This window comes from Streptomyces sp. JLBT605 (assembly GCF_058215555.1).
On record NZ_CM177087.1, the window covers coordinates 1,207,693 to 1,234,029 of the forward strand.

Below are 26,337 nucleotides of genomic sequence, written 5' to 3' on the forward strand. Positions count from 1 at the left end.
CCATCACAGAAGGAGTGACAGCCCATGTCCGCACCAGCGCCGTCCCCGCTGGCCATCGTCGATGCCGAGCCACTGGAGCGTCAGGGCGAGGTGCTGGCCGATGAGGCCCTGGCCTTCCTCGCCGCTCTCCACCAGCGCTTCACCCCGCGCCGCGACGAGCTGCTCGCGCGCCGCGCGGAGCGCCGCGCCGAGATCGCCCGCACCAGCACCCTGGACTTCCTCCCCGAGACCGCGCACATCCGCGAGGACGACAGCTGGCGGGTGGCCCCGGCCCCCGCCGCGCTGAACGACCGCCGGGTGGAGATCACCGGGCCCACGGACCGCAAGATGACCATCAACGCCCTGAACTCGGGCGCCAGGGTCTGGCTCGCCGACTTCGAGGACGCCTCGGCTCCCACCTGGGAGAACGTCATCCTCGGCCAGCTCAACCTGACCGACGCCTATGAGCGCCGCATCGACTTCACCAGCCCGCAGGGCAAGACCTACGCACTGCGGCCCGCCCAGGAGCTGGCGACCGTGGTGATGCGCCCCCGCGGCTGGCACCTGGACGAGCGGCACATCCAGGCGGACGGCCGCCCGCTCCCCGGCGCGCTGGTCGACTTCGGCCTGTACTTCTTCCGCAACGCCCAGCGCCTGATCGACCAGGGCAAGGGCCCGTACTTCTACCTGCCCAAGACCGAGTCGCACCTCGAGGCGCGGCTGTGGAACGACATCTTCGTCTTCGCCCAGGACTACCTGGGCATCCCGCAGGGCACCGTCCGCGCCACCGTCCTGATCGAGACGATCACCGCGGCGTACGAGATGGAGGAGATCCTCTACGAGCTGCGCGACCACGCCGCCGGGCTCAACGCCGGCCGCTGGGACTACCTCTTCTCCATCGTGAAGAACTTCCGGGACGGCGGGCCGAAGTTCGTCCTGCCGGACCGCAACGCGGTGACCATGACGGCCCCGTTCATGCGCGCGTACACCGAGCTCCTGGTGCGCACCTGCCACAAGCGCGGCGCCCACGCCATCGGCGGCATGGCGGCCTTCATCCCCTCTCGCAAGGACCCGGAGGTCAACAAGGTGGCCTTCGACAAGGTCCGGGCGGACAAGGACCGGGAGGCCGCGGACGGCTTCGACGGCTCCTGGGTCGCCCACCCGGACCTGGTGCCGATCGCCATGGCCTCCTTCGACGCCGTGCTCGGCGACAAGCCGAACCAGAAGGACCGGCTGCGGGAGGACGTCCACGTCACCGGCGCCGAACTCATCGACATCGCCTCGCTGGACGCCGCCCCCACGTACGAGGGCCTGCGCAACGCGGTCCAGGTCGGCATCCGCTACATCGAGGCGTGGCTCGGCGGTCTGGGCGCGGTCGCCATCTTCAACCTCATGGAGGACGCCGCCACGGCCGAGATCTCCCGCTCGCAGATCTGGCAGTGGATCAACGCGGGCGTCGAGTTCGAGCACGAGGGGCGGACGGTGACCGCGACCGCGGAGCTGGCCCGCGAGGTGGCCGCGCGGGAACTGGCCGCCATCCGCGCGGAGATCGGCGAGGAGGCGTTCGCGGCGGGGCGGTGGCAGCAGGCCCACGATCTGCTGCTGAAGGTGTCGCTCGACGAGGACTACGCGGACTTCTTGACCCTGCCCGCGTACGAACTGCTGGGCTGAACGCGCCCCCAAGGAGCGGGGCTCCGCCCCGGACCCCGCTCCTCAATCGCCGGAGGGGCTTACTTTTCCGCCGGTTGTGGGCAGTCGTTCCGCAGGGCGGAACGGGTGGGCACAACCGGGGTCTGGGGCGGAGCCCCAGTACGCCCAACGTGGTTGAAGGCCAGGTTCAGCGCCACCGCGACGATGCAGCCCGTGCTGATCCCCGAGTCCAGCACGACCAGCAGATCGTCCGGGAAGGCGTGGTAGAAGTCCGGCGCGGCGATGGGGATCAGACCGATGCCCAGCGCGGCGGCCACGATCAGCCCGTTGTCGCCCTTCTCCAGCGCCGCCCCGGCCAGGGTCTGCACCCCGCTCGCGGCCACCGAGCCGAAGAGCACGATGCCCGCGCCGCCCAGCACCGGCAGCGGGACGAGCGAGATGACCGAGGCGGCGACCGGGCAGAGCCCGAGCACGACGAGGATCCCGCCGGCGGTCGCGACGACGAACCGGCTGCGCACCTTGGTCATCGCCACCAGGCCGATGTTCTGGGCGAAGGCGCTGGTGGCGAAGCCGTTGAACAGCGGGCTGATCGCGGTGCCCAGGGTGTCCGCGCGCAGGCCGCCCTCCAGGGTGCGTTCGTCCGCCGGGCGGTCGACGATCTGCCCCAGCGCGAGCATGTCCGCCGTCGACTCGGTCATGCAGACCAGCATCACCACGCACATGGAGATGATGGCCGCGAGGTCGAACTGCGGGGCGCCGAAGTGGAAGGGCGTCGGGAAGCCGACGATGTCGGCGTCGCGTATCGCGTCGGTGTGGGTGACGCCGAAGGGTATGGCGATCAGGGTGCCGCCGACGAGGCCGAGCAGGATCGCGATCTGCTGGAGGAAGCCACGCAGCAGCCGGCGGAGCACGAGCACCAGGAGCAGGGTGGCGGCGGCCAGGCCCAGGTTGGTCGGGTCCCCGTAGTCGTCGGCGCCGGAGTTGCCGCCCTGGGCCCAGTTGAAGGCGACGGGCAGCAGGGATATGCCTATCAGGGTGATGACGGTGCCTGTGACCAGCGGCGGGAAGTAGCGCACCAGTTTGCAGAACCAGGGCGCCAGGAGGAAGCCGAGGACTCCGGCGACGATGGTGGCGCCGAAGATCACCGGCAGCGCGTCGTGCTCCCCGGCGCCGTTGCCGATCGCGATCATCGGGGTGACGCCCGCGAACGAGACGCCGTTGACGAAGGGCAGCCGGGCGCCGACCTTCCAGAAGCCGAGGGTCTGCAGGAGCGTGGCGAGGCCGGCGGTGAACAGGCTGGCGCCCATGAGAAAGGTGGTCTCGGTCGCCGAGAGCCCGACGGCCGGGCCGATGATCATCGGCGGGGCCACCACGCCCGCGTACATCGCGGCCACGTGCTGCAGCCCGCTGGTGAACATCTTGAAGGGGGGAAGAGTCTGATCGACCGGATGCACGCCGATCCTCCTGTCGGGTAACACGCCACGGCGGACGCGGGTTTCAGGGAGGTGCTGTGGGGGGTGCGGGTGGTGCCAGACGCGTGCGGGTGCGCGTGACCGGGAGGCGCCCGGGTGCGGGTGCCCGTACGGAAGAAGGGAGCCCGGTGGGGCTCCCTCGCGGGTTTCGTCCGTGCCCGGGGAGAAGGGTTCAGGTCCCCCGTCCCCGGGCACGGCGCTCGTGGGCCCATGGGTCCACGAGCCCGGCCGGGAGCCGTCCCTCCCGGCCGGAGTCCTTGTGTGGTTGTGCCGGGCCTCGCGGTCGGCGCGCGGGGATCAGCCCGCGGCGGCGATGCGGGCGAGGCGCCGGGCCTGGTCCCGGGTGTCGCGGGCGATGGCGTCCTCGTCGGCCGTGGTGAGGCGGCCCGCCTCGACGACCGGCTCGCCGTTGACCAGGGAGAGGGTCACCGGGGCGGCCGCGCCGAAGACGAGCGCCGCGACCGGATCGGCGATCGACGCGTGGCCGATGCCGTCGAGCTTCCAGAGCACCAGGTCGGCGAGTTTCCCGGGCTCCAGGGAACCGATCTGGTCGGCCCGGCCGAGCACCTGGGCGCCGCCGTGGGTGCCCAGCCGCAGTGCCTGGCGGGCGCTCAGCGCGCGCTCCCGGTGGCCGCCGAGGCGGTTGATGAGGAGGGCGTTGCGCAGCTCGGTGTGGAGCTCGCCGGACTCGTTGGAGGCGGTGCCGTCCACGCCGAGGCCGACGGGGACGCCGGCGGCCAGCATGTCCGGGACCCGGGCGATGCCGGCGGCGAGCCGGGCGTTGGACGAGGGGCAGTGCGCGACACCGGTGCCGGTGCGGGCGAAGGCGGCGATGTCGGAGTCGTTCATGTGGACGCAGTGCGCCATCCACACGTCCTCACCGAGCCAGCCGGTGGACTCGAAGTAGTCGGTGGGGCCCATGCCGAACAGCTCGTGGCAGAACTTCTCCTCCTCCACCGTCTCCGAGCCGTGGGTGTGCAGGCGTACGCCCTTGGCGCGCGCCAGCTCGGCGCCCTGGCGCATCAGCTCGGTGGAGACGGAGAACGGCGAGCACGGCGCGACCGCGATCTGGGTCATCGAGTCGAAGGAGGCGTCGTGGTGCCGGTCGACGGTCTCCGCGGTGGCGGCCAGCGCGCCGTCCAGGGTCTCCACGGCGAAGTCCGGCGGCAGCCCGCCGTCGGACTCCCCGCGGTCCATGGAGCCTCGGGCGAGGGTGAAGCGCACGCCCATGTCGGCGGCGGCCGAGATGATGGTGCCGGACAGGTCGCCGGAGCCCTTGGGGAAGACGTAGTGGTGGTCCATGGCGGTGGTGACGCCGCCGCGGGCCATCATGGCCAGGGAGCCCTGCGCCGCGGCGTGCACCATCTGCTCGTCGATGCGCGCCCAGGTCGGGTAGAGGGTGACCAGCCAGTCGAAGAGGTTGCAGTCCTGGGCCAGCCCGCGGGTGATCCACTGGTAGAAGTGGTGGTGGGTGTTGACCAGGCCGGGGGTGGCCAGGTGGCCGGTGCCGTCGACACGGCGGAGGACGTTCTCGAGATTCTCAGGGGCCGCGCCCGCCCCCACCGATTCGATGCGGTTGTCGGCGACGACGACATGGCCCGAGGCGTACTCGGTGTCGTCTCCGTCCACGGTCGCGATGGCGCAGTTCTCGATGACGATGCGCGAAGCTGCCATGGTTTCCTCGTTCTTCCCTGTGGAATGCGCGGGCCCGGTTGGTCGAGCGGGGTGACGACCGGACCCGCGGTACTGCTCAGTGTGCGCAGATGCCCCCGCTCTCCCCCGGTGTTCGACGCCGGCGCGCGCGTCGGGGGCAGGCCGCCGGCCGCGGCCTGGGGCTAGGGCTGGTGGCTACAGATTGGTCAGGTCGACCGGGATCTGCGGCTCGACGCCGTCCCGCAGGATGGTGGCCTCGATGAGTCCGTAGGGGCGGTCGGCGGCGAAGTAGACCTCGTTGTCGTTCTTCAGGCCGAAGGGCTCGAGGTCCACCAGGAAGTGGTGCTTGTTCGGGAGCGAGAAGCGGATCTCGTCGATCTCGCTGCGGCTGTTGATGATCCGCGCGCCCATTTGGTACAGCGTCTGCTGGAGCGAGAGGGAGTAGCTCTCCGCGAATGCCTCCAGCATGTGCTTCTTGGCCAGCGCGTAGGACTTGTCCCAGTTCGGCATCCGCTCCTCGTCGCTGGACCAGCTGTACCGCCACTGGGACGACACCTGGGTGGCGAGGATGCGGTCGTACGCCTCCTTGAGGGTGGTGTACTTGTCCTTGACGTAGCCCCAGAACTCCGAGTTGGTGGAGTTCATCACCACCAGGTCCTTCAGCCCCGATATGACCTGCCAGCGCTCGCCGTCGAAGGTGATCTGGGTGGTGCGGATCTCCTGGCCCTTGCGGACGAAGGAGTGCTTGACCTCGTCGGCGCCGATGAAGCGGGAGTTGCCGTCGGAGGTCTCGATGCGCTCCCAGGCGTACTCCTCGATTCGGATCCGGGCCCGGTGGATCGGCTCCTGGCTGGTGACGAAGTGCCGGGCGAGGTGGATGCCGAACTGCTCGGCCGACTCGATGCCGTACTCCTTGGCGAACGCGTACACCGTGTTCTTGGTGGTGTCGGTCGGCAGGACGTTGGCGTTGGAGCCGGAGAGGTGGACCTCGTCCATGTCACCGGAGAGGGCGACCGATACGTTCAGGTCCTTTATGTGGTGGGTGTCGCCGTCCCGCGTGATCTTGACGACGCGGTTCTCAGCCTTGCCGTACTGGTTCTGTCCCAGAATCGTGGGCATGTCTGCTAGCTCCCTCGGTAAACGGAGTAGCCGAACGGGTTGAGCAGCAGCGGTACGTGGTAGTGCTCTCCGGCGGTGACGGCGAAGGTGATCGTCACCTCGGGGAAGAACGCGCCGCTGTCCCGATTCGCGGGGGCGTCCTGCTGCGCATCGGCTTGCTTGATCTCGAAGTACGGCTCGACGGCGAAGTCCAGCCGTACGTGGGTCGTCCCTTCCGGCAGGGCCGGCAGGTCCTTGCACCGTCCGTCCGCGTCGGTCGCGGAACCGCCCAGTGCCCGCCACTGCGCCTCGCGCCCGGAGCGGGCGGCGAGGTGGACGGCGACGCCCTCGGCGGGGCGTCCGACGCTGGTGTCCAGGATGTGGGTGGAGACGGAGGCGGTGGTCTGGGTGCTCATGCGCTCTCTCCCTCGGCGAGCCGGGTCAGCCGGATGCGGTTGATCTTCCCCAGTTCGGTGCGGACGATCTCGCGCTCGGTCTCGGTGTCGTTGCCGATCCGCTCCTTGAGCGCGGCGAGCATCTCGTCGCCGGTGCGTCCGGTGGCGCAGATCAGGAAGACATGGCCGTGCCGGTCCTGGTAGGCGAGGTTGAGTTCGAGCAGCTCGGCGCGGACCGAGTCCTGTACCCCGCTCTGCTCCCGCGCCGAGGTCGGGTCGCCGGGCTTGGGCCGCCCGATCGGCGGGTGGCCCGCCATCGCCTCGTCGAGGTCGGCGGGGGTGAGCGCCGCCATGGCGGCGTCGCTCGCGCGGAACAGGGCTTCGGGGTCGGCGTAGGGGCGGCCGCTCGCCACCGCCGCGGCCCACGACCGGCTGCTGCACACCTCGCGCAGCAGCCCGGCCGCCGTGGGTTCATCGGCCGTGTTGAGCCGGGCGAGGCCCGGCGATGCGCTGGAAGTCACACCCGCAAGCTAGGAGCCGCTCGTACAGCGCGTCAACACTTTGTTGAAAACTTCTGGTAACAGACGCCTGCCCCGGCCGGCCGGAGCAGGCGGTCACTCCGCGTTCTTCGCGGCGCTCTCCCGCCGGGCCCGCTTCTCCTCCTGGGCATTGATGTAGTTGTAAACGGTGAAGCGGGAGACGCCGAGCGCGCCGGCCACCGTCTCCACGCCGTGCCGCACCGAGAAGGCGCCGCGCTGCTCCAGGATGCGGACGACGGACTGCTTCGCCTTCCGGTCCAGCTTGGCCAGGGGCATGCCGTGGCGGCGCTCCAGCTCGGCCAGGATGTGGTCCAGCGAGTCGGACAGGTGCGGCAGCCGCACGGCCAGCAGCTCGCGCCCCTCCCAGGAGAGCACCACATCGTCGCCCTGGGCTCGGTCGGGCGCGATCATCTCGCCACCCATGGCATCGACCAGCGGCTTGACCGCGGTCACGAACGGGTGGTCGGCGGACTCGGTCACCCCTCACCCTCCTCCACGACGTTGACCTGGAGCGACACCCGGGTGGCGCCCGCGGCGAGGGACTTGCGCAGCAGCTCGTCCACGGCGCCGAGCACGGCGTCCGCCCGCCCTTCCGCGGTGTTGCCGAACGGCCCCACGTCGACGGCGTCCAGCTGGGCGGACTGCACCACCTCGCGGGCCACCAGCGCGTGCGGCGGCGCCTCGTCGAGGTCGAACGGCTCGGTCGTGAACTCAACCCTCAATCTCACGCCGCCAACCTAACGCCCCGCGCCGCGGATCGGGCAGCCCCTCTTGACAGGCCGCCGAGATCGCCTGCAATCTTCCATCAGACAGAAATTAACTTCCGCAATACGGAAGGAGCGCGCCAGTGGGATTCCAGGACCAGCGCTTCGATGTGAACCTCTCGATCCTCTTCACCGAGCTCCCGCTGCTGGAGCGCCCCGCCGCCGCGGCGGCCGCAGGCTTCGACGCGGTGGAGCTGTGGTGGCCGTGGGTCGAGACGCCCACCCCCGAGCAGGCCGAACTCGACGCCCTGCGGGACGCCCTGCACAAGGCCGGCACCCAGCTGGTCGGTCTGAACTTCTACGCCGGGCAGCTGCCGGGCCCGGACCGCGGCGCCCTGTCCCTCCCGGGCGAGGAGTCGGACCGCTTCCGGGCCAACATCGACGTCGCGGCGGACTTCGCCGCCTCGGTGGGCTGCAAGGCGCTGAACGCGCTCTACGGAAACCGGGTCGAGGGCGTGGACCCGCAGATCCAGGACTCACTCGCGCTGGAGAACCTGGTCCTGGCGGCCCGCGCCGCCGACCGGATCGGCGCGACCCTGCTGATCGAGGCGCTCAACGCGCCGGAGTCCCCGCGCTATCCGCTGGTGAGCGCCGACTCCGCGATCGCGGTCGTGGACACGGTGAACGCCGCCACCGGGCTGGGCAACGCCGCGTTCCTGATGGACCTCTACCACCTGTCGATGAACGGCGAGAACCTCGCCGAGGTCATCGACTCCCACGCCGCCAAGACCGGCCATGTGCAGATCGCGGACAACCCCGGCCGCGGGGCCCCGGGCACCGGCGCGCTCGACTTCACCGATCTCCTCGACCGCCTCACCAAGGCCGGTTACGACGGCTGGATCGGCCTCGAATACAAGCCCACCGGCCCCAGCGCCGACAACTTCCAGTGGCTGAGCTGAGAGAAGGCCAATGATGAGCACCACCCCACAGAGCAAGATCGCGTGGATCGGCCTCGGCATCATGGGCTCCCCCATGTCCGAGAACCTGATCAAGGCGGGCTACTCCGTCACCGGCTACACCCTCGAGCAGGAGAAGCTCGACCGGCTGGCGAAGGCCGGCGGCACCCCGGCCACCTCCATCGCCGAGGCCGTCCGGGACGCCGACGTCATCATCACCATGGTCCCGGCCTCCCCGCAGGTCGAGGCCATCGCCTACGGCGAAGACGGCATCCTGGCCAATGCCCGGCGCGGCGCGCTCCTGATCGACATGTCCTCGATCACCCCGCAGACCTCCGTCGACCTGGCCAAGGCCGCGGCCGACCAGGGCATCCGGGTGCTCGACGCCCCGGTCTCCGGCGGCGAGGCCGGCGCCATCGAGGCCGTGCTGTCCATCATGGTCGGCGGCGAGGCGGCCGACTTCGACGAGGCCGAGCCGATCTTCGAGGCGCTCGGCAAGACCATCGTGCTGTGCGGCCCGCACGGCTCCGGTCAGACCGTGAAGGCTGCCAACCAGCTGATCGTCGCGGTGAACATCCAGGCGTGTGCCGAGGCCGTGGTCTTCCTGGAGAAGTCCGGCGTGGACCTGGCCGCCGCGCTGGAAGTCCTGGGCGGCGGGCTGGCCGGCTCCACCGTCCTGACCCGCAAGAAGGACAACTTCCTCAACCGCGACTTCAAGCCCGGCTTCCGGATCGACCTGCACCACAAGGACATGGGCATCGTCACCGACGCCGCCCGCAACGTCGGCGCCGCCCTGCCGGTCGGCGCCGTGGTCGCGGGCCTGGTCGCCTCGCTGCGCGCCCAGGGCGACGGCGGCCTGGACCACTCCGGGCTGCTGCGCGGCGTCGAGCGGCTCTCGGGCCTGGAGACCCAGAGCACCGGGAACACCGAGAAGGCGGAGGGCTGAGCCATGGCACTGCGGAAGATGCCCGCCATGGAGGCGGTCGTCCACGTCCTGAAGTCCGAGGGTGTCGACATCGCGTACGGCTGCCCGGGGGCCGCGATCCTCCCGCTGTACAAGGCGATGGAGACGGTCGGCGGCATCGAGCACCTGACGGTCCGCCACGAAGAGGGCGCCACCCACATGGCGGACGGCTGGTCCCGGACCACCGGCAAGGTCGGCGTGGCCATCGGCACCTCCGGGCCGGCCGGCACCAACATGATCACCGGCCTCTACACCACGATCGCGGACTCCATCCCGATCATCTGCATCACCGGCCAGGCCGCCTCCACCAAGCTGCACCAGGAGGCGTTCCAGGCGGTCGACATCGTCGACATCGCCAAGCCGGTGACCAAGTGGGCGGTGCAGATCAAGGAGGCCGCGCAGGCTCCCTGGATCTTCCGCGAGGCGTTCCGGATCGCCCGCTCCGGCCGGCCGGGCCCGGTTCTGATCGACATCCCGGTCGACATCGCCCAGCAGGAGATCTGGTACGACCCGGAGATCGACGCCCCGCTGGCCGTGGAGGCCGTCCGTCCCCACCTGCCGCGTGTGGAGGCCGCCCTCGACCTGCTGCTGGCCGCCGAGAAGCCGCTGATCCTGGCCGGCGGCGGCGTGATCATCGCCGAGGCCGCCGAGGAGGTGCGCGAGCTCGCCGAGCTGCTGCGCGTCCCGGTCCAGGTCACCTTGATGGGCAAGGGCGCCATCGACGAGGACCACGAGCTGTACTCCGGGATGACCGGGGTGCAGACCTCGCAGCGGTACGGCAACCAGTCCTTCCTGGAGTCCGACACCGTGCTGGCGGTCGGCGCCCGCTTCGGCGACCGGCACACCGGCCGGCTGGACACCTACCGGGGCACGCGGAAGTTCATCCACGTCGACGTCGAGGCGACCCAGATCGGCAAGGTCTTCGAGCCGGACCTGGGCATCGTCTCGGACGCCAAGCTGTTCCTGCGCGCGCTGATCGACGCCGCCAGGGCGAGGAACCTCACCCGTGCGGACGGCGCTTGGGTGGCCCGGGTCCAGGAGCTGCGGCAGACCCTGACCCGGCGTGAGGACTTCGACGACATCCCGATCAAGGCCCCGCGCGCCTACAAGGAGATCAACGAGGTCTTCGACGAGGACACCTACTTCGTCACCGCGATCGGCCTCTACCAGATCTGGGGCGGCCAGCACCAGAAGGCGTACAAGCCGCGCCACTACCAGATCTGCGGCCAGGCCGGCCCGCTCGGCTGGGAGATCCCGGCGGCGATCGGCGTGAAGAAGGCCCTGGAGATGGCGGGCCAGGACAACGAGGTCGTCGGCATCGTCGGTGACTACGGCTTCCAGTACATGGTCGAGGAGCTGGCGGTCGCCGCCCAGTACCACGTCCCGTACGTCATCATCATGCTGAACAACGAGTACCTGGGCCTGATCCGCCAGGCGTCGATCCCGTTCGACATGAACTACCAGGTGGACATCCACTACGACGAGTACGGCTCCGACAACGTCAAGATCATGGAGGCGTACGGCTGCTCCGGCACCCGGGTCTTCGACCCCGCCGACATCCGGTCCAGCCTGGAGTGGGCCCGCAAGGAGGCCCAGACCACGCGGCGCCCGGTGCTCGTGGAGATCATGATCGAGCGTGAGGCGAACACTCCGCACGGCCCGGCCATCGACGCCGTCAAGGAGTTCGAGCCGCTGCCGGGGGCCTGACCTCCCCCGGCCGCTCCCCCCGGCTGCTCCCCCGGACTCCGTCCGGGAGGTGCCCCAGGGGTGTCCCCAGGGGGAGCTCCCAGGAGGTGCCCTCGCCCTGCGGCACGCTCCGCCCCAAGTTCCGCCCGGCGGCGCTGACCTGTCCTGTCGCGCCCAAAGTGCCGCCGGGCGGCACCCTCTCCCAACACCATTGACATTTTGTTGAAGCAATCCCTAGTGTCCGCGATACGGAAATGCGCTACCGCTGGGCAGTAGTCACGGAAGGTCCGCCATGCCAAAGCACACGCTGACAACTGAGTCGGGCGCCCCCGTCGCCGACAATCAGAACTCCGCCACCGCCGGCGTCGGCGGCCCGCTCCTCCTCCAGGACCAGCACCTCCTGGAGAAGCTCGCCCGGTTCAACCGCGAGCGCATCCCGGAGCGCGTCGTGCACGCCCGCGGCTCCGGCGCCTACGGCCACTTCGAAGTGACCGACGACGTCACCGACGTCACCCGCGCCGCCTTCCTCGGCACGGTCGGCAAGCGCACCGAGGTGTTCCTGCGCTTCTCCACCGTCGCGGACAACCTCGGCGGCGCCGACGCGGTGCGTGACCCGCGCGGCTTCGCGGTCAAGTTCTACACCGAAGAGGGCAATTACGACCTCGTCGGCAACAACACCCCGGTGTTCTTCATCAAGGACCCGATCAAGTTCCCGGACTTCATCCACTCGCAGAAGCGCGACCCGTTCACCGGCGTGCAGGAGCCGGACAACGTCTGGGACTTCTGGGCACACGCCCCCGAAGCCACCCACCAGATCACCTGGCTCATGGGCGACCGCGGCATCCCGGCCTCCTACCGCCACATGAACGGCTACGGCTCGCACACCTACCAGTGGACCAACGCCGACGGCGAGGCCTTCTTCGTCAAGTACCACTTCAAGACCAACCAGGGCATCCGCTGCCTGTCCGCCGAGCAGGCCGCCGAGACGGTCGGGCGGGACGCCAACAGCCACCAGCGCGACCTGGTGCAGTCCATCGAGCGCGGGGTCTACCCCTCGTGGACGCTGTACGTGCAGGTCATGCCGGCGGCCGACGCGGCCGGCTACCGCTTCAACCCGTTCGACCTGACCAAGGTGTGGCCGCACGCCGACTACCCGCTGCGCCGGGTGGGCCGGCTGGTACTGGACCGCAACCCGGACAACGTCTTCGCCGAGGTGGAGCAGTCCGCCTTCTCGCCGAACAACTTCGTGCCCGGCATAGGCCCCTCCCCGGACAAGATGCTCCAGGGCCGGCTGTTCGCCTACGCCGACGCGCACCGCTACCGGCTGGGCGTCAACCACACCCAGCTGCCGGTCAACGCGCCCAAGGCGACCAGCGCGCACAACTACGGCCGCGACGGCCTCATGGCCACCAACGGCCAGGGCCGGCACGCCAAGAACTACGAGCCCAACTCCTACGACGGGCCGGCCCAGACCGACCAGCCGCTGTCCGCCCCGCTCGCCGTCACCGGCTGGACCGGCACCCACGCCGCGCCCGCGCACACCAAGGACGACGACTTCTTCCAGGCCGGCGAGTTGTACCGGCTGATGTCCGAGGAGGAGAAGCGGCGGCTGGTCGCCAACATCGCGGGCGGCCTGTCCCAGGTCACCCGGGACGACGTGGTCGAGAAGAACCTCGCCCACTTCCACGCCGCCGACCCCGACTACGGCAAGCGGGTGGCGGAAGCCGTCCGCGAGCTGCGCGACAACTGACCGGGGCCGCAAGCCCCGGGAGACCCGGGCCGGCCTTCCCGGCCGGTCCCCACGAGATCCGTCCGGCGGCGCGAACGTCCTGCCTCACGCACGCAGCCTCGCGCCGTCGGACGGCCACCACATCCCGCACAGCACGACCGGCAGCACGATCCGACGCCACGGAAGGGACGATTCCCGCTCCGTGGTGTCGCCGCATCGGGGAGCATGGGCACAGCCCTGGGGCCCACGGGGAGCAGCCCCGCGGGCCCGCCGAACCCGTCGCTGGAGCCGCAGATGACCCACAGCGTGCCGGTGCGCTGCCCGGTGTGCCGCCACGAGCAGTCGTTCACCCCACCGGTCTTCCCCTGTGCGTGCGGCACCCCGGTCACCCTGCCCGTGCGCCCCGACGGCGCCCCGGAAGCGGTGCTCCACCGCACCTGGGAGGAGTGCTGGGTGGTGGTGGGCTGCTCCGGCTGCGGCCGCCGGGACCACTGGCCGCAGCCCGAGCTCGGCTGCCCCTGCGGCACCGTGATCCGGGTGCCGGTGGACCGCGCCCGGGCCGGCGAGGGCGATCCGGACGACACCGGCGAGGACGCCGCGGACGGTTCGCCACAGGCCCGCACCGGCCCGCCCCCCTGCTCCGGGCTGCTGCGGCCGGCCTTCCAGCCGGTGACCATCCGGACCGCGCGGGACGCGTTCGCCGCCGCCGCGCAGTATCTGAAGTGGCTGGGCTTCACCGGCCTGCGCCCCCCGCGGAGCCGGCCGGCGACCGGCGCGGAGCTGCGCGGAGAGGGACTCGTCGCCCAGGTCGACCCCACGACCCGCTCCACCACGGTGCGGGACGTCGAGTGCCTGTGGCTGACCGGACTCAACGACTCGGCCACCGCTGTCTTCTTCTCCCTGGCGGGCTACGCCCCCAGCGCCCGCAAGCGCGCGGACGACCTGCGGATACCGCTGTTCGTCATGGACCTCACCGGCACACCGCAGCCGGTCAACGACCCGGCGGACGAACTGATCCGCACCGGCCCACTGCCCTTGTAGACCCCCGTCCCTGCCCCGTTCCACTCACTTGTGCGCAACCTTCGCCGCCCGGTCTTGCGATCATGACCGCCGGACGGTTCTGTTGGGAGCACGTCGCCCCCGCGCCCGCGCCCGCCGGAGGCCCCAATGGCTGCTCCCTGGTACGTCCGGACGGCGACCGCACTGGTCGCCGTCCTCGCCCTGGTGACCGGCTGCGGCCTCGGCGACGACGACGCTCCCCCGGGCCGGGACCGGACCCCCTTCCCCACCGCCCCGCCGCCATCGGCCCCCTCGACCCCGCTCTCCCCGCCGGACGGCGGCGACGAGCCCGTGCTGGAGGACATCGACGCCGCCGTGCGGATCACCGACGGGTACTGGCAGACGCACTGGAACGAGCTGTTCACCGGCGCGTACCGCCCGCCGCAGGTGCTGGGCGCCTACGACGGCGCCTCGCCGGACGCACCCGGTTGCGCCGGGCAGCCACTCCCCGACGACAACGCCGTCTACTGCCCGGCCGGTGACTACATCGCCTGGGACATGGACCTGATGCGGGCCGGCCACCGGGCCGGCGACGCCTGGGTGTACCTGGTGATCGCCCACGAGTGGGGGCACGCCGTCCAACGCCGGCTCAACACCGAACTCGTCAGCCTCGCAGGGGAGTTGCAGGCGGACTGCCTCGCCGGGGCAGTCCTCTTCGGAGCCGAGCGGGACGGCACGCTGCGGTTCGAGGAGGGCGACACCGAGGAGCTGACCCAGGCGCTGACCGCACTGGCCGACGAGACCCCGTGGACCGACACCGCGGACCACGGGGACGCCTCGGAGCGCATCTCCTCCTTCAACAAGGGCGCCCGGTCCGGAGTCCGCGGCTGCCTCCCGGACGCCCTGATGCCCTGAACGCCCTGAACGCCCTGAGCAGCGTGAGTCCTTGTCGGTGACCGGTGCCATCATGGTCCCTCCACGGTGGGGAGGGACCATGGGGGAAGTCCGCAGGGCACTGCTGATCGGCGTGGCGCACGCGCCCGAGGCCGTAGTCGAGTTCGCGCCCCTGGACGAGACGGTCGCGGCGGATCTGACCGCGATGCGCGACGCGCTGGAAGAGTCCGGCTACGACGTGCAGACAGTGGCCGGGGACAGCCGCGCGGCCATCGAAATCCAGATCTACGAGGCCGCTCGTGGCATGCCCGAAGGCGGCACCCTGGTGTTGTACTTCACCGGACACGGGGTGCGGATCGACGATGTCGACTACCTCGTGCCGGCCGACGCCCGGGCGCCCCGCGACGGCGACTGGCGGCCGCCGTATGTCCACTCCCTCCTCCCGGCCGACATCGGCGAGGCGCTGCGCGAGTGCCGGGCGGGGACCGTGCTGTGGCTGATCGACGCCTGCCGCGACGGTCTCGGCGGCAAGGACGCCTTCGGCAGCCGCATCCGAGGGGGCCCGCCCGGCGGCCGGTTCGCCATGATGGTGGGCTGCTCCCCCGGTGAGCGGTCGGGCTGCTCCCCTGAAGGGAGTCTGTTCACCCGCGGGCTGGCCGAGGCGCTGGGCGCGATGTCCGCGCCGCGGACCGTGCACGAGGTCTTCGAGGCGGCTCGCACCCGCACCGCCGAACTCGCCCGTCGGCACGGGCTGGTGCAGCGCCCCCAGATCCGGTACGGCACGGACCACGAGGAACAGACCCGCCAGACGGAGGTCTGCCAGGGCCGTCATCTGCTGGAGGAGTGGCGCGAGGCGGTCCGCGACCAGGCCATGTGGCTTCCCGCGGCCGGCGGCGATGAGCGGCTCATCGCCCGACTCCAGGAGTGCCTGCTGTCGCTGGTCGAGGAGTGTGCCCGCGCGGTCCACCGGGCGCAGCGCAGGCTGCCCGACCCGTGGGCCGACGACGACTTCCCGGTCCGGTTGCTCCAGCTCGGGCTGGCCAGACTGCTGCCCCCGGACGCGGAGTTGTCCCCGCTGGAGGTGGCCGCGCTGATCGCGGCGCCATTCCTGCACGAGGCCGCGTGGGCGGACCGGCTGGCGCAGGCCGCGGAGGCCGATCCGCTCCGGGAGTCGCGGATACCCGGCGCGGGTGCGCACCGCAGGCATCTGGAGCAGGTCTTCGACCACCACGCGCACATCACCCGCAAGCTCGCCACCTGCCGCCGCCAGGGACGGACGGAGGACGAGCGGGCCGTCGCGCTGTGGCTGGTGCACCGCTGGATCTCCGAGCGGTTCGAGACCGACGAGGAAGCGGTGCCCGCGGCGCTCGCCGAGAGGTTCGCCCGGGATGTCCTCGGGGCACGGGCCGGTGACGACGGCCGGGTCGACGAACTCTCCCAGGCGCTGCGGCGGCTGGCCGCCGGCGTAGGGGTGGACGCCCCGCCGGACGATACGCCGGCCGGTCCGTGCCCGTCGATGGTGCGCCTGCCCGACGGCCGGCAGCTCTTCCGGGCCCGTCCGCTGGGCGCGCTGCTGCGTCTGGCGGCGGCCCTCGCCGCCGATGTGCGGACCTTTCCCGCCGTCATCGCCGAGCATCTGGCCGTCTCCGACCCGGTGCGCCCGGCCGACGTGGTCCGGGTGGTCCGCCGCCCGTCCCTGGACTGGCTGCCGGACGAGGGCGGCCGTGGCGAGCTGCACATGGACGTGCGCTGCCCGCATCAGGCCCTGCACTCCGCGCTGACCGAGCTGGCCGAGCGGGCGGACGCGCTGGCCGAGGCCACCCGGAAGTCAGCCGCCCGGATCCCGGAGAAGGAGGCCGCGCTGCTCGCCGCCGTCCCCACCCGGATCACCTCACGCGAGCTGCGGCCGGGCGCGGCAGCCGGCCGCCCGGCATACGAGGTCCCGCTGCTGCGGTTCCATCTGGCGCAGACCGAGGTGCGCTCACTGCTCATGGGCCAGCAGTTGTACGGAGACCCGGCGCTGGCCATCCGGGAGCTGTACCAGAACGCCATGGACGCCTGCCGCTACCGGGACATGCGGTGGCGCTATCTGCGCCGCAAGGGGCAGCGGCCCGCCGCCTGGTCCGGCAGGATCACGGTCGTCCAGGGCGAGGACTCCCGGGGCCGGTACGTCGAGTGCCGTGACAACGGCGTCGGCATGGGGCTGGAGCAGCTGCAGAACACCTTCATCCGGGCCGGCAGCCGCTTCGAGCAGTCCCGCACCTTCCGCCGCGAGCAGGCGAACTGGCTGCGCCTGGACCCCTCGCTGCGGCTCTACCCCAACAGCCGGTTCGGCATCGGCGTCCTCAGCTACTTCATGCTGGCCGACGAGATGACGCTGGTGACGCGTCAGGTGAGCCCTGAGGGCATCCCCGCGGAGCACGCGCTGCGGGTCGACATCCCCAGCAGCGGCAGCCTGTTCCGGGTGCAGCGCCAGCTGGACGACGGTGAGGACGGCCGCCCCGAGGGCGGGACCCGGGTGCGGCTCTATCTGCGCGACGACGACGAGCTGGCCGGGTTGTCGTGCGTCAGCACACTGCTGCGGCTGGTCCGCGTCAGCGAAGTCCGGCTGGAGGCGTCCGACGCGCCGGGCCGTTCGACGGTCTGGGAGCCGGGCGCGCTGCGGCATGGGCCATCGGCACGGGAGGCGGTTCCGGGGGTGCTGTGGTGGGTCAAGGGCGCGGGCGCCCTGCTGTGCGACGGCATCACCACGGACCGGTCGCCCTTCGGTTACGTGCTCAACCTGACCGGCGCCCACGCGGGGCGGCTGAGTGTGGACCGCAACAAGCTCCTGTCATACGACGGGACGTGGGCGCGCCGCACCTGGCGGGAGGGCGCCGACGCCATCCCGGAATGGCCCGAGCTCACCATGGAATGGCTGTGGCAGTTGGAGAGCCAGAGCCGGCCGGTGGCCCGCGCGGTCTGGCAGGCGCTGCGCGGCAAGGGGGTGAAGGCCCCGCTGACCGGCCGCCCGCCTGGCGGCGGAGAGGTGCGGGATCTGGACACCCTCGGATGGTTCCACCCGGACGCGGTGGTGCTGGGCGGCGAGCTGCGGCCCGACTACGACCTGCTGGGCCGGGTCCGGCCCTGGCGCTCGGCGGCCTTGGACCGACGGCACGCCGAGGGCGGGCAAGCGGCCCCCCTTTCCCTGGCCGGCCATCCCGTGCCCGACGCGGGGGACGCCGCGATCTGCACCAACGCCCAGCGGGACTGGCGCAAGGTGATCTCCCAGGCCGCCACGGATCGGGTGCCGGTCGGCGAGGTGCTGCGGGTGCTCCGGCGGATGCGCGTCGTCCACCCGGAACTGGCGCCACCGCCGATGTCCGCCCCCGATCCGGGCTGGATCCCCACGGCCGCGGAGAAGTCCATCACCGACGCCCTGTCGGGAGCGGTGGGGAAGAGGGAAAGGCTGAAGCTGGACGGCCCGCTGGACCTGGCGGGGCTGGTGTGGGCGTCGCGGGACCTGCGGCTGCCGCTCGGCGAGCTGATCCGCCGATGCGCTCGCTTCGCCCCGCTCCGCGGGGCTCCCTTCCCCGAGGTGCCTCCTCATCACGAGGACCATGTGTGCACCGACGCGGACCTCGCCCTGCTCTTCATGCAGGAGGAGAAGCACCAGTACTCCACGATGATGTGGCGGGTCAGGGAACCGTGGGAGGTGTGCGAGATCGCCCAGCAGACGTACACCGAGCCGGCTGAGGTCCTGGAGCGGCTCTCCGCCTTCGGCTGGCTCGGCTGGTCGACGCCCGCCGCCGAAGCGGTCGGGGCATGGACGGCGCTCGACGACGTTCTCCGCCTGCTGGTCCGGCGATACTGCCACAAGGAGCCGGACGGACGGTGGGTGCTGCGCTGGGCGGCCACGGTGGAGCTGGCCGCCGAGTGGGACGTGTCGCCGGCGGGGGCGCAGGAGGACCTGGCCGACCTGGCCCCGCGCCTGGGACTTGAGTACCTGCGACTTGACGGCGTCGCGCCCGACGACGAGCTGGTCCCCTACGCCGCCGCGGAGCTCGTCCCCCATATCGATGACACGGGCGGCCGCCTGGAGCGTGGCCTGACCCTGGAAGAGCTGGCCCTCTGCCGTCCCTACCAGATGGGGATGGACGCGTTCGCGGAATGTGTCGATGAGTTGAGGGAGATCGGCGTCGAACTCCCCACCGACATCAGTCTGATCGAGCACTGGGCCGAGCTGTCCGTGCCCACCCGCTTCGCCCTGTCGGGCAAGGACGTAACCTTCGACGAGGCCGACTACCCGGCCACGCGGCCCTCCGGCGATGTGCTGTTCTCCGCCGGCGTCCGGCTGGAGGTTCCGCTGGCGGCCGTGTGGGAGCTGGCCGGTGAGCAGGCCAAGCGCTTCGGCCTGACGCTGCCCCGGTTGCCCGGGGAACTGGCCGCGCTTCGCCCGACCTGGCGGGAGTCACAGGCGCTGCTGGACCACAGTGGGTCGGGGTCGGACGAAGACTTCCCCGCACCCGTGTGGAAGCCCCTGACCTGTCTGGAACTGGCGCGGTACGCGCGCGCGATCGGGACCGACGCCGCGACGGCGTACCAGCGGCTGGCACCGCTGCGCGCCATCGGCGCCCTGGTCCCGGAGCTCGCCTGCGAGACGGTGGAGGGCCTGCGCTCCGCGGAGCCCGATGGGCGCGATCTGATCGCGCTTGACGACGGGCATCGGGTCTCCGCGCCGGACGAGCCGCTGGTCCCGCTCGATCTGGTCAGTATCGCGGGGCGGCTTGGCGAGGAGGTGGCCCAGACCTGGCGACGGCTCGCGCCGTACCGGCCGCTGCTGCCCGAGACGGACATCCCCGACCCGCCGGAGGTGCTCCCGCTCTGGCAGGACCTGGTGATCCTCTCCGTCCGGCTGGACGGGATGCTGCCCGCGCTCAGCGGCCGGGTCGAACCCGCCCAGGTGGCCCTTGCCGCCCATGCGACCGGGGAGAGCGAGTCATGGGTGCGAGGCCGTCTGGCCCAGTACGCCGGCCTGTTCGCACTGGACCTCTCCGGCCTGCCCGGCGAACCGACCGACGCCGAGGGCGCCGACGCGGAAGGGGCGGACGCATGACCGGCACACCCCAGCCCGCGGCGCGCCAACACGACTTCGCCGTCGGCTACGTCGAGCGCGACCTCGGGGAGACCGGCGCCGCGTTCACCCAGCGGCTGGTCGAGGACGGCCGCACGGTGCGCGTCGAGGGGCACTGCCCCGGATGCGCGGGCCATATGGCTGTGGACTATCCGCGGGGCGCCCCCGGTAGCGGGACCAAGGGGCTGCTGCGCCGGATCGCGGGCGGCCGCGCCCCGGCACCGGTCCGGGTGCCCGATGTACTCGCCGCCGAGGTGCTGTTCTGCGAATGCGGCTACGCCCATCCCGGCCAGCCACCGGACGCCGTCTTCCTCGGCTGCGGAGCGAGCTGGCGGGTCCGCGGGACGTCGGCGTGAGCGCCCGGTCGGACCGCCGGTGGGCGGAACTGGCGCGGGAACTGGAGTTCCAGCAGCTCCCGGAGCTGCGCCGACAGGCCGAGGGGTGGCGCACCGGACTGACCGGGCTGACCGCGCTGCTGGCCGTTCTGGTCGTGCTCAAGGGCCGTGACAACCTGGCCGATCTGCCCGACGGCGCCCGCACCGCGGCGACAGCGCTGCTGGGCGGCTCCTTCCTGCTGCTGGTGGCGGGGTCACTGCTGGCCGTGCGGGCGTCGTACGGGCGGCCGGGTGAGGAGATCACGCTCGGCGGTCAGGCGCTGCGCCGCTGGACCGCGCGGGAGGTCCAGAGGGTCACCCGGTCGCTGCTGGCCGCCGCGGTGTGCTGCCTGACCGGGGTGGTGCTGGTCGCCGCCGCGGTGGCGGTGGCCTGGCTGACCACGCCCGGATCACCGGGCCATCTGGTCCGGGTCACCACGCGGACCTCGGTCTTCTGCGGCGAACTGGTGAGCGGCGGCCCGCAGGGCGTGTCGGTGTGGACCGGCAGCGGCGGGGACCGCGAACTGCGGAGCGTCCCCGCCGCACTGGTCGCGGCCGTGCGGCCGGCGGAGAACTGCGGCCAGGGCTAGACGCGGCCACGGCTGGACGTGGCCAGGCCAGAGCCGTCCGACGGGTCCGCGCCGGTCACCCCATGACGCCCCGCTCGCGCAGTTCGATCTTGCGTACCTTGCCGCTGACGGTCATCGGGAACTCCGTCATGATCCGTAGGTGGCGCGGGACCTTGAAGTGGGCGAGCCGGCCGTCGCAGTAGCGGGTGAGCTCCTCGAGGGTGAGGGCGTCGGAGGAGTCGCGGAGGATCACGCAGGCCAGGATCTCCTCGCCGTACTTCTCGTCCGGGACGCCCACCACCTGCACATCGGCGATCTTGGGATGGGCGTGCAGGAACTCCTCGATCTCCCGCGGGTAGACGTTCTCACCGCCGCGGATGATCATGTCCTTGATCCGGCCGACGATCTGGACGTAGCCGTCCTCGCGCATCACCGCCAGGTCGCCGGTGTGCATCCAGCGGGCCGGATCGATCGCCTCGGCGGTGCGCTCGGGCTGCTCCCAGTAGCCGAGCATCACCGAGTAGCCGCGGGTGCACAGCTCGCCGCTGGTGCCGCGGGGCACGGTCACGCCGGTCGCCGGGTCCACCACCTTGACCTCGATGTGCGGCAGTACCTGGCCGACCGTGCCGGTGCGGCGCTCCAGGTCGTCGTCGCGGCGGGTCTGGGTGGAGACCGGCGAGGTCTCGGTCATGCCGTAGCAGATGGACACCTCGGCCATGTGCATCTCGGCCACGACCCGCTTCATGACCTCCACCGGGCAGGGCGAGCCGGCCATGATCCCGGTGCGCAGCGAGGAGAGGTCGTAGGTGGCGAAGTCGGGGAGGTTGAGCTCGGCGATGAACATGGTGGGAACGCCGTAGAGCGAGGTGCAGCGCTCCCGTTCGACGGCGCTGAGGGTGGCCACCGGGTCGAAGGAGGGGGCCGGGATGACGACGCAGGCGCCGTGGCTGGTGGCGGCGAGATTGCCCATCACCATGCCGAAACAGTGGTAGAAGGGCACCGGCACGCACACCCGGTCCAGCTGGGTGTAGCCGATCATCTCCCCCACGAAGTAGCCGTTGTTGAGGATGTTGTGGTGGGAGAGGGTGGCGCCCTTGGGGAAGCCGGTGGTGCCGGAGGTGTACTGGATGTTGACCGGGTCGTCGCAGGAGAGCTGGGCCTCGCGCTCGGTGAGCCGCTCGGGGGCGATGTCCGCGCCGGCGGCGACCAGCTCGTCCCAGGTCGGGTCGCCGATGTGGACGACCTCGCGCAGGGCGGGGCAGTCGGCGCGGACCTGCTCGACCATGGCACGGTAGTCGCTGGTCTTGTGCGCGATCGAGGCGACGAGCACCGAGATCCCGGCCTGCCGCAGGACATAGCGCAGCTCGTCCAGGCGGTAGGCCGGGTTGATGTTGACCATGACGGCGCCGACGCGGGCGGTGGCGTACTGGATCAGCATCCACTCGGCGCAGTTGACGGCCCAGATGCCGACCCGGTCCCCCCGGTCGACGCCCTTGGCGAGCAGCCCCCGGGCCACCTCCTCGACCGCGTCGTCGAACTCCGCGTAGGTCCAGCGGCGGCCGCTGGGGATGTCCACCAGGGCCTCGCGGTCACCGAAGCGCGCCACCGTGCGGGCCAGATTGGCTCCGATGGTGTCACCGAGCAGCGGGGTCTCGGCGGGTCCGCTGGCGTAGGACAGCTGCGGGGCGGCCGGTGGAGCGGCGGAGTCGGTCGGGGCGGGGGCGGTCATGAGGTCTCCTCGCTGAACTCGTTGGAGCCATCCTGCGCGGTCCGCTCGCGCAGCTCGATGCGGCGGATCTTGCCGGACACGGTCTTGGGCAGTTCGGCGAACTCCAGTCGGCGGATGCGCTTGTAGGGGGCGAGGACGGCCCGGGAGTGGGCGAAGATCGCCTTTGCGGTGTCCGGGCCGGGCTCCCAGCCGTCGGCGAGCACCACGTACGCCTTGGGCACGGCGAGCCGGATGGGGTCGGGGGCGGGGACGACCGCGGCCTCGGCGACGGCCTCGTGCTCCAGCAGCGCGCTCTCCAGCTCGAAGGGCGAGATCTTGTAGTCGGAGGCCTTGAACACGTCGTCGGCGCGGCCGATGTAGGTGATGTAGCCGTCGGCGTCCCGGGCGCCGATGTCCCCGGTGCGGTAGTAGCCGTCCGCCATGGCCTCGGCGGTGCGCTCCGCGTCGCCTTCGTAGCCGGTCATCAGCCCGACGGGGCGCGCCGACAGGTCGAGGCTGATCTCGCCCTCGTCGGCGGGGCGGCCGGTGACCGGGTCGAGCAGGGCGACGGCGAAGCCGGGCGTCGGGCGGCCCATGGAGCCCGGCTTGAGCGGCTGGCCTGGGGTGTTGGCGACCTGGACGGCGGTCTCGGTCTGCCCGAAGCCGTCCCGGATGGTGACGCCCCAGGCCCGCCGGACGGTCTCGATCACCTCGGGGTTGAGCGGCTCGCCCGCCGCGACGGCCTCGCGGGGCGGGTTTCCCAGCTGGCTGAGGTCCGCCTGGATGAGCATGCGCCACACGGTGGGCGGGGCGCAGAAGGTGGTGACGCCGGCCCGGTCCATCTCGGCCATCAGGCGGCCGGCGTCGAAGCGGGTGTAGTTGTGGATGAAGACGGTGGCCTCGGCGTTCCACGGGGCGAAGAGGTTGGACCAGGCGTGCTTCGCCCAGCCGGGGGAGGAGATGTTGAGGTGGACGTCGCCCGGCTTCAGCCCGATCCAGTACATGGTGGCCAGGTGGCCGATGGGGTACGAGGTGTGGGTGTGCTGGACGAGCTTGGGCTGGGCGGTGGTGCCGGAGGTGAAGTACAGCATCAGCGGATCGGTGGCGCGGGTGGGGCCGTCCGGCGCGAACTCCGCGGGCGCCTGGTAGACGTCGTCGTACGCCAGCCAGCCGGCGACCTCCTCGCCGACCGCGATCCGGGTGTAGTCGCCTGGCACGTCCGCGAACTTGTCGGTGTCCGCGGACCGTACGACGACGTGGCGGGCGCGTCCCCGGTCGATCCGGTCGCGCAGGTCGGCCGGGCCGAGCAGCGGGGTGGCGGGGATGACGACGGCCCGCAGCTTCATCGCGGCCAGCGCGGTCTCCCACAGCTCGCGCTGATTGCCGAGCATGACGACGATCCGGTCGCCGGACCGTACGCCCTTCTCCCGCAGCCAGCGCGCCGCCTGGTCGGAGCGTACGGACATCTCGCCGAACGACACGCGGGTCTCGCGGCCGTCCTCCTCGACGATGTGGAGGGCGGTGCGGGCGTTGCCGTGCGCGATGTGGTCGAACCAGTCCAGGGCCCAGTTGAACGTCTCCGGGCGCGGCCAGCTGAATCCCTCGTACGCCGCCGTGTAGTCCTCGCGGTGCCGGAGCAGGAAGTCCCGCGCCGCCCGGAAGTCATCGGTCGGAACCGTTGCCGTCACATGTCCTCCTCGTTGCCGTACTGCTCGCTAGCATCGTGCGACGGGTGATCTGAGTCTCACCACCCCCGAACGGGGGGTACCGCTACCCAGGGGAGAAAGCCGTGGCGGAGCCGGACAGGGCCGTCGATGTGCGGACGGCGCTGCTGCGGATGCGGCGGCGCGGCGGTTTACCCGTGACGTTCGGTGGACTGTTCTCGGCGGAACGGGCGTTCCGCATCTCCGAGTTGCACGGGACGGTCACCCATTCGCTGCGGGGGCTCGCGGTGAGCCCGGGGAACGGTCTGGGCGGGAAGGCGATGACCCTGTCCCGCCCGGTCGCGGTGGCGGACTATCCGGTCTCGCGGGCGATCAGCCATGAGTATGACGCGGCCGTGGCCGCCGAGGGGCTGCGCTCGGTGCTGGCGGTGCCGGTGGTCGTCCGGCAGCGGGTGCGCGGGGTGCTGTACGGCGCGCTGCGGCAGCCGCTGGCCCTCGGCGACCGGCCGCTGACCGCGGCGGTGGAGGCGGCGCGCGAACTGGAGCAGTCGCTGGCGGTGTACGACGAGGCGCAGCGGCTGCTGTCGGTGACACGGCAGCCGGCGGACGCCGATCCCGCGGTGTGGGAGGAGGTCCGTGAGGCACACGGCGATCTGCGGGCGCTGGCCCGCCGGGTGGCCGACCCCCGGCTGCGGGAGGAGATGCTCGCGGCCTGCGGGCGGCTGGCCCGCGCCTGCTCGGGCACCGCCGACCCGGGCGGGCAGCCGGCCGGGCGGCGGGTGGAGCTGTCGCCGCGCGAGGTGGACGTGCTGGTGTGCGTGGCGTCGGGGGCGACGAACGCGGTGGCGGCCGAGCGTTTGGGGCTGCGGCCGGAGACGGTCAAGAGCTATCTGCGGTCCTCGATGCGGAAGCTGGGCGCGCACACCCGCCTGCAGGCCGTCGTCGAGGCCCGCCGCGCGGGCCTGCTGCCGTAAGCCGCGGGGCGGGCTTGCTGCCCGGGTCGGACGTCCGTGAGGGGCGGTCGGCGGGGCGGCTTGGGGGTGGGGCATCCGCCGGAGGCACTCGCGGGGTGCTCAGGGCTCCTGGAGGCGGATGTCGGGGGCGGCCTGCGGCGCGGTCATCGCCAGGACGCCCGCCGCCTCCGTCTCCAGTGCCGCCCGGTCCGGGCCGCTGAGCCGTTCGAAGGGGCGCACCAGGAGGGTGGCGGTGTCGGGGGCCGTCTCGATGCGCCAGGTGCCGGCGACGAATCCGTCCACCAGGAAGGAGCAGTACGCCTGGTTGCCCTGCCAGATCCGGCGGCGGCCGGCGTCGCTGACGATCCGGCGGCGGTCCGCGTGCGAGAGCAGGACGTTGTCGTACTCGGGCAGGAAGCGCGGCGGGGCCGGGGTGTCGGGCGCGGGCCGCGGGGCGTCCGGCAGGTCGAACAGCTCCACGCCCTGCTCGTCTCGGAAGGTCCGCAGCCTTGGCCTTAGTCCTTCGACCGTCTCGCGCAGCCGGGTCAGTCCGCACCAGGTCTGGATGTCGCGCACCGAGGCCGGACCGAAGGCGGCCAGATAGCGCAGCAGCACACCGGGCAGGTCGGGCCGCGGGTCGAGCCCGGCGCCCAGCCAGGTCTCGGCGGTGGTGTGCGCGATCGGCCCGCTCGCGCCCCACAGCCCGCGCGGGGTGACCTGGACCAGCGGCAGCACGGTGCGGGCCGCCATCGCCAGGTCCTGCCGGGCGCGGTCGGGCCAGTGGGGCAGCAGCGCCTCGCCCAGCGCCTTGAAGGTGAGCGGCTCTTCCTCGACCAGCTCACGGGCGAGCTCGGCCAGCCGCGCCAGGTCCACCCCGTCCAGCCGCTTGCCGTGGTTGGCCTGGAAGGCGCGGTCGTGCATCGGCTGGACCAGGGGCCGCAGCGTCCGGCAGTCCCGGGTGCTGACCAGGTGGATGGTCGACCGCATCAGGGAGATCCGCACGGCCTGGCGGGTGGCGAGCAGCTCCGAGAGCGCCTCGGGGCGGAACCCGGCCAGCCGGGCCGCCAGCGCGTGGTACGGCGGTTTGACGGACTGCGCTTGGAGCCCCACCAGGTGCTCCACCGCCTCAAGGGCCGTCAGCCGGGCCCGGCGCAGCAGCAACTGCCGCTCCAGGGTGGCGCGGTTGAGTTCCCGGCGGGTGAGTACGGGCTGGGGTCCGTTCTTCGTCATGGCTCCAC

21 protein-coding genes are annotated in these 26,337 nt (G+C 71.8%); 11 read left to right on the plus strand and 10 right to left on the minus strand.

All coding sequences use genetic code 11. The features are described 5' to 3' along the window. Nucleotides 1-24: 24 nt before the first annotated feature. Nucleotides 25-1,650 carry a malate synthase A gene (aceB, locus tag AC4BDD_RS05620; RefSeq protein ID WP_490689848.1) on the plus strand — a complete coding sequence of 542 codons (1,626 nt, stop codon included), beginning with the start codon at nt 25-27 and terminating at the stop codon, nt 1,648-1,650. A gap of 59 nt (nt 1,651-1,709) precedes the next feature. On the opposite strand, the gene AC4BDD_RS05625 is transcribed toward aceB, so the two are convergent. From AC4BDD_RS05625 to AC4BDD_RS05655, 7 genes are all read right to left on the minus strand, one after another. Next, nucleotides 1,710-3,107, minus strand: a complete 1,398-nt coding sequence (locus AC4BDD_RS05625; RefSeq protein WP_490689849.1) for a nucleobase:cation symporter-2 family protein — start codon at nt 3,105-3,107, stop codon at nt 1,710-1,712. Nucleotides 3,108-3,398: 291 nt separating this feature from the next. Next, nucleotides 3,399-4,775: an 8-oxoguanine deaminase gene (locus tag AC4BDD_RS05630; protein WP_490689850.1), complete on the minus strand. Its 1,377-nt coding sequence runs from the start codon at nt 4,773-4,775 to the stop codon at nt 3,399-3,401. 174 nt (nt 4,776-4,949) lie between these two features. After that, on the minus strand, nt 4,950-5,873 hold the full coding sequence (gene pucL, locus AC4BDD_RS05635) for a factor-independent urate hydroxylase (RefSeq protein WP_490689851.1): 924 nt from the start codon (nt 5,871-5,873) through the stop codon (nt 4,950-4,952). A 5-nt stretch (nt 5,874-5,878) separates the two neighbouring features. Continuing rightward, nucleotides 5,879-6,268, minus strand: coding sequence for a hydroxyisourate hydrolase (gene uraH, locus AC4BDD_RS05640; protein WP_490689852.1), 390 nt, complete (start codon nt 6,266-6,268; stop codon nt 5,879-5,881). Beyond that, nucleotides 6,265-6,768, minus strand: a complete 504-nt coding sequence (gene uraD / locus AC4BDD_RS05645; protein ID WP_490689853.1) for a 2-oxo-4-hydroxy-4-carboxy-5-ureidoimidazoline decarboxylase — start codon at nt 6,766-6,768, stop codon at nt 6,265-6,267. The genes uraH and uraD overlap by 4 nt, the downstream gene beginning before the upstream one ends. Before the next feature lie 93 nt (nt 6,769-6,861). Beyond that, nucleotides 6,862-7,266 carry a helix-turn-helix domain-containing protein gene (locus tag AC4BDD_RS05650; RefSeq protein WP_490689854.1) on the minus strand — a complete coding sequence of 135 codons (405 nt, stop codon included), beginning with the start codon at nt 7,264-7,266 and terminating at the stop codon, nt 6,862-6,864. Continuing rightward, nucleotides 7,263-7,514 carry a YkoF family thiamine-binding protein gene (locus AC4BDD_RS05655; protein WP_490689855.1) on the minus strand — a complete coding sequence of 84 codons (252 nt, stop codon included), beginning with the start codon at nt 7,512-7,514 and terminating at the stop codon, nt 7,263-7,265. The genes AC4BDD_RS05650 and AC4BDD_RS05655 overlap by 4 nt, the downstream gene beginning before the upstream one ends. A gap of 119 nt (nt 7,515-7,633) precedes the next feature. Between AC4BDD_RS05655 and AC4BDD_RS05660 the strand changes: the two genes are divergently transcribed. The 9 genes from AC4BDD_RS05660 to AC4BDD_RS05700 all read left to right on the plus strand — a co-directional run bounded on the left by AC4BDD_RS05660 (nt 7,634) and on the right by AC4BDD_RS05700 (nt 20,795). Continuing rightward, entirely contained in the window at nt 7,634-8,449 is an 816-nt protein-coding gene (locus AC4BDD_RS05660) for a TIM barrel protein (protein WP_490689856.1), read from the plus strand. A 13-nt stretch (nt 8,450-8,462) separates the two neighbouring features. Continuing rightward, nucleotides 8,463-9,392, plus strand: a complete 930-nt coding sequence (locus AC4BDD_RS05665) for a 2-hydroxy-3-oxopropionate reductase (RefSeq protein ID WP_490689857.1) — start codon at nt 8,463-8,465, stop codon at nt 9,390-9,392. 3 nt (nt 9,393-9,395) lie between these two features. Continuing rightward, nucleotides 9,396-11,117 (plus strand): glyoxylate carboligase, encoded by a 1,722-nt coding sequence (gene gcl / locus AC4BDD_RS05670; RefSeq protein WP_490689858.1) that lies wholly within the window; start codon nt 9,396-9,398, stop codon nt 11,115-11,117. Between the two features lie 271 nt (nt 11,118-11,388). Beyond that, nucleotides 11,389-12,846, plus strand: a complete 1,458-nt coding sequence (locus AC4BDD_RS05675; protein ID WP_490689859.1) for a catalase — start codon at nt 11,389-11,391, stop codon at nt 12,844-12,846. Nucleotides 12,847-13,119: 273 nt separating this feature from the next. Continuing rightward, nucleotides 13,120-13,866: a hypothetical protein gene (locus AC4BDD_RS05680; RefSeq protein ID WP_490689860.1), complete on the plus strand. Its 747-nt coding sequence runs from the start codon at nt 13,120-13,122 to the stop codon at nt 13,864-13,866. A 126-nt stretch (nt 13,867-13,992) separates the two neighbouring features. After that, nucleotides 13,993-14,739, plus strand: coding sequence for a neutral zinc metallopeptidase (locus AC4BDD_RS05685; RefSeq protein WP_490689861.1), 747 nt, complete (start codon nt 13,993-13,995; stop codon nt 14,737-14,739). A gap of 79 nt (nt 14,740-14,818) precedes the next feature. Next, the gene (locus AC4BDD_RS05690; protein ID WP_490689862.1) at nt 14,819-19,813 is read left to right on the plus strand and encodes an HD domain-containing protein; all 4,995 of its coding nucleotides are present in this window, start codon (nt 14,819-14,821) and stop codon (nt 19,811-19,813) included. Beyond that, the gene (locus AC4BDD_RS05695; protein WP_490689863.1) at nt 19,810-20,187 is read left to right on the plus strand and encodes a hypothetical protein; all 378 of its coding nucleotides are present in this window, start codon (nt 19,810-19,812) and stop codon (nt 20,185-20,187) included. Before AC4BDD_RS05690 ends, AC4BDD_RS05695 begins: the two co-directional genes overlap by 4 nt. After that, a complete protein-coding gene (locus AC4BDD_RS05700; protein WP_490689864.1) occupies nt 20,184-20,795 on the plus strand; it encodes a hypothetical protein in 612 nt (203 codons plus the stop codon). Before AC4BDD_RS05695 ends, AC4BDD_RS05700 begins: the two co-directional genes overlap by 4 nt. A gap of 55 nt (nt 20,796-20,850) precedes the next feature. Here the strand turns inward: AC4BDD_RS05700 and AC4BDD_RS05705 are convergent, their stop codons facing one another. Both AC4BDD_RS05705 and AC4BDD_RS05710 read right to left on the minus strand, forming a co-directional pair. Next, nucleotides 20,851-22,503, minus strand: a complete 1,653-nt coding sequence (locus AC4BDD_RS05705; RefSeq protein WP_490689865.1) for an AMP-binding protein — start codon at nt 22,501-22,503, stop codon at nt 20,851-20,853. Next, entirely contained in the window at nt 22,500-24,170 is a 1,671-nt protein-coding gene (locus AC4BDD_RS05710; RefSeq protein ID WP_490689866.1) for an AMP-binding protein, read from the minus strand. Before AC4BDD_RS05710 ends, AC4BDD_RS05705 begins: the two co-directional genes overlap by 4 nt. A 101-nt stretch (nt 24,171-24,271) precedes the next feature. Between AC4BDD_RS05710 and AC4BDD_RS05715 the strand changes: the two genes are divergently transcribed. Further along, nucleotides 24,272-25,120 (plus strand): helix-turn-helix transcriptional regulator, encoded by an 849-nt coding sequence (locus AC4BDD_RS05715; protein WP_490689867.1) that lies wholly within the window; start codon nt 24,272-24,274, stop codon nt 25,118-25,120. A 99-nt stretch (nt 25,121-25,219) separates the two neighbouring features. On the opposite strand, the gene AC4BDD_RS05720 is transcribed toward AC4BDD_RS05715, so the two are convergent. Next, the gene (locus AC4BDD_RS05720) at nt 25,220-26,329 is read right to left on the minus strand and encodes a winged helix DNA-binding domain-containing protein (protein ID WP_490689868.1); all 1,110 of its coding nucleotides are present in this window, start codon (nt 26,327-26,329) and stop codon (nt 25,220-25,222) included. Nucleotides 26,330-26,337 lie beyond the last annotated feature (8 nt).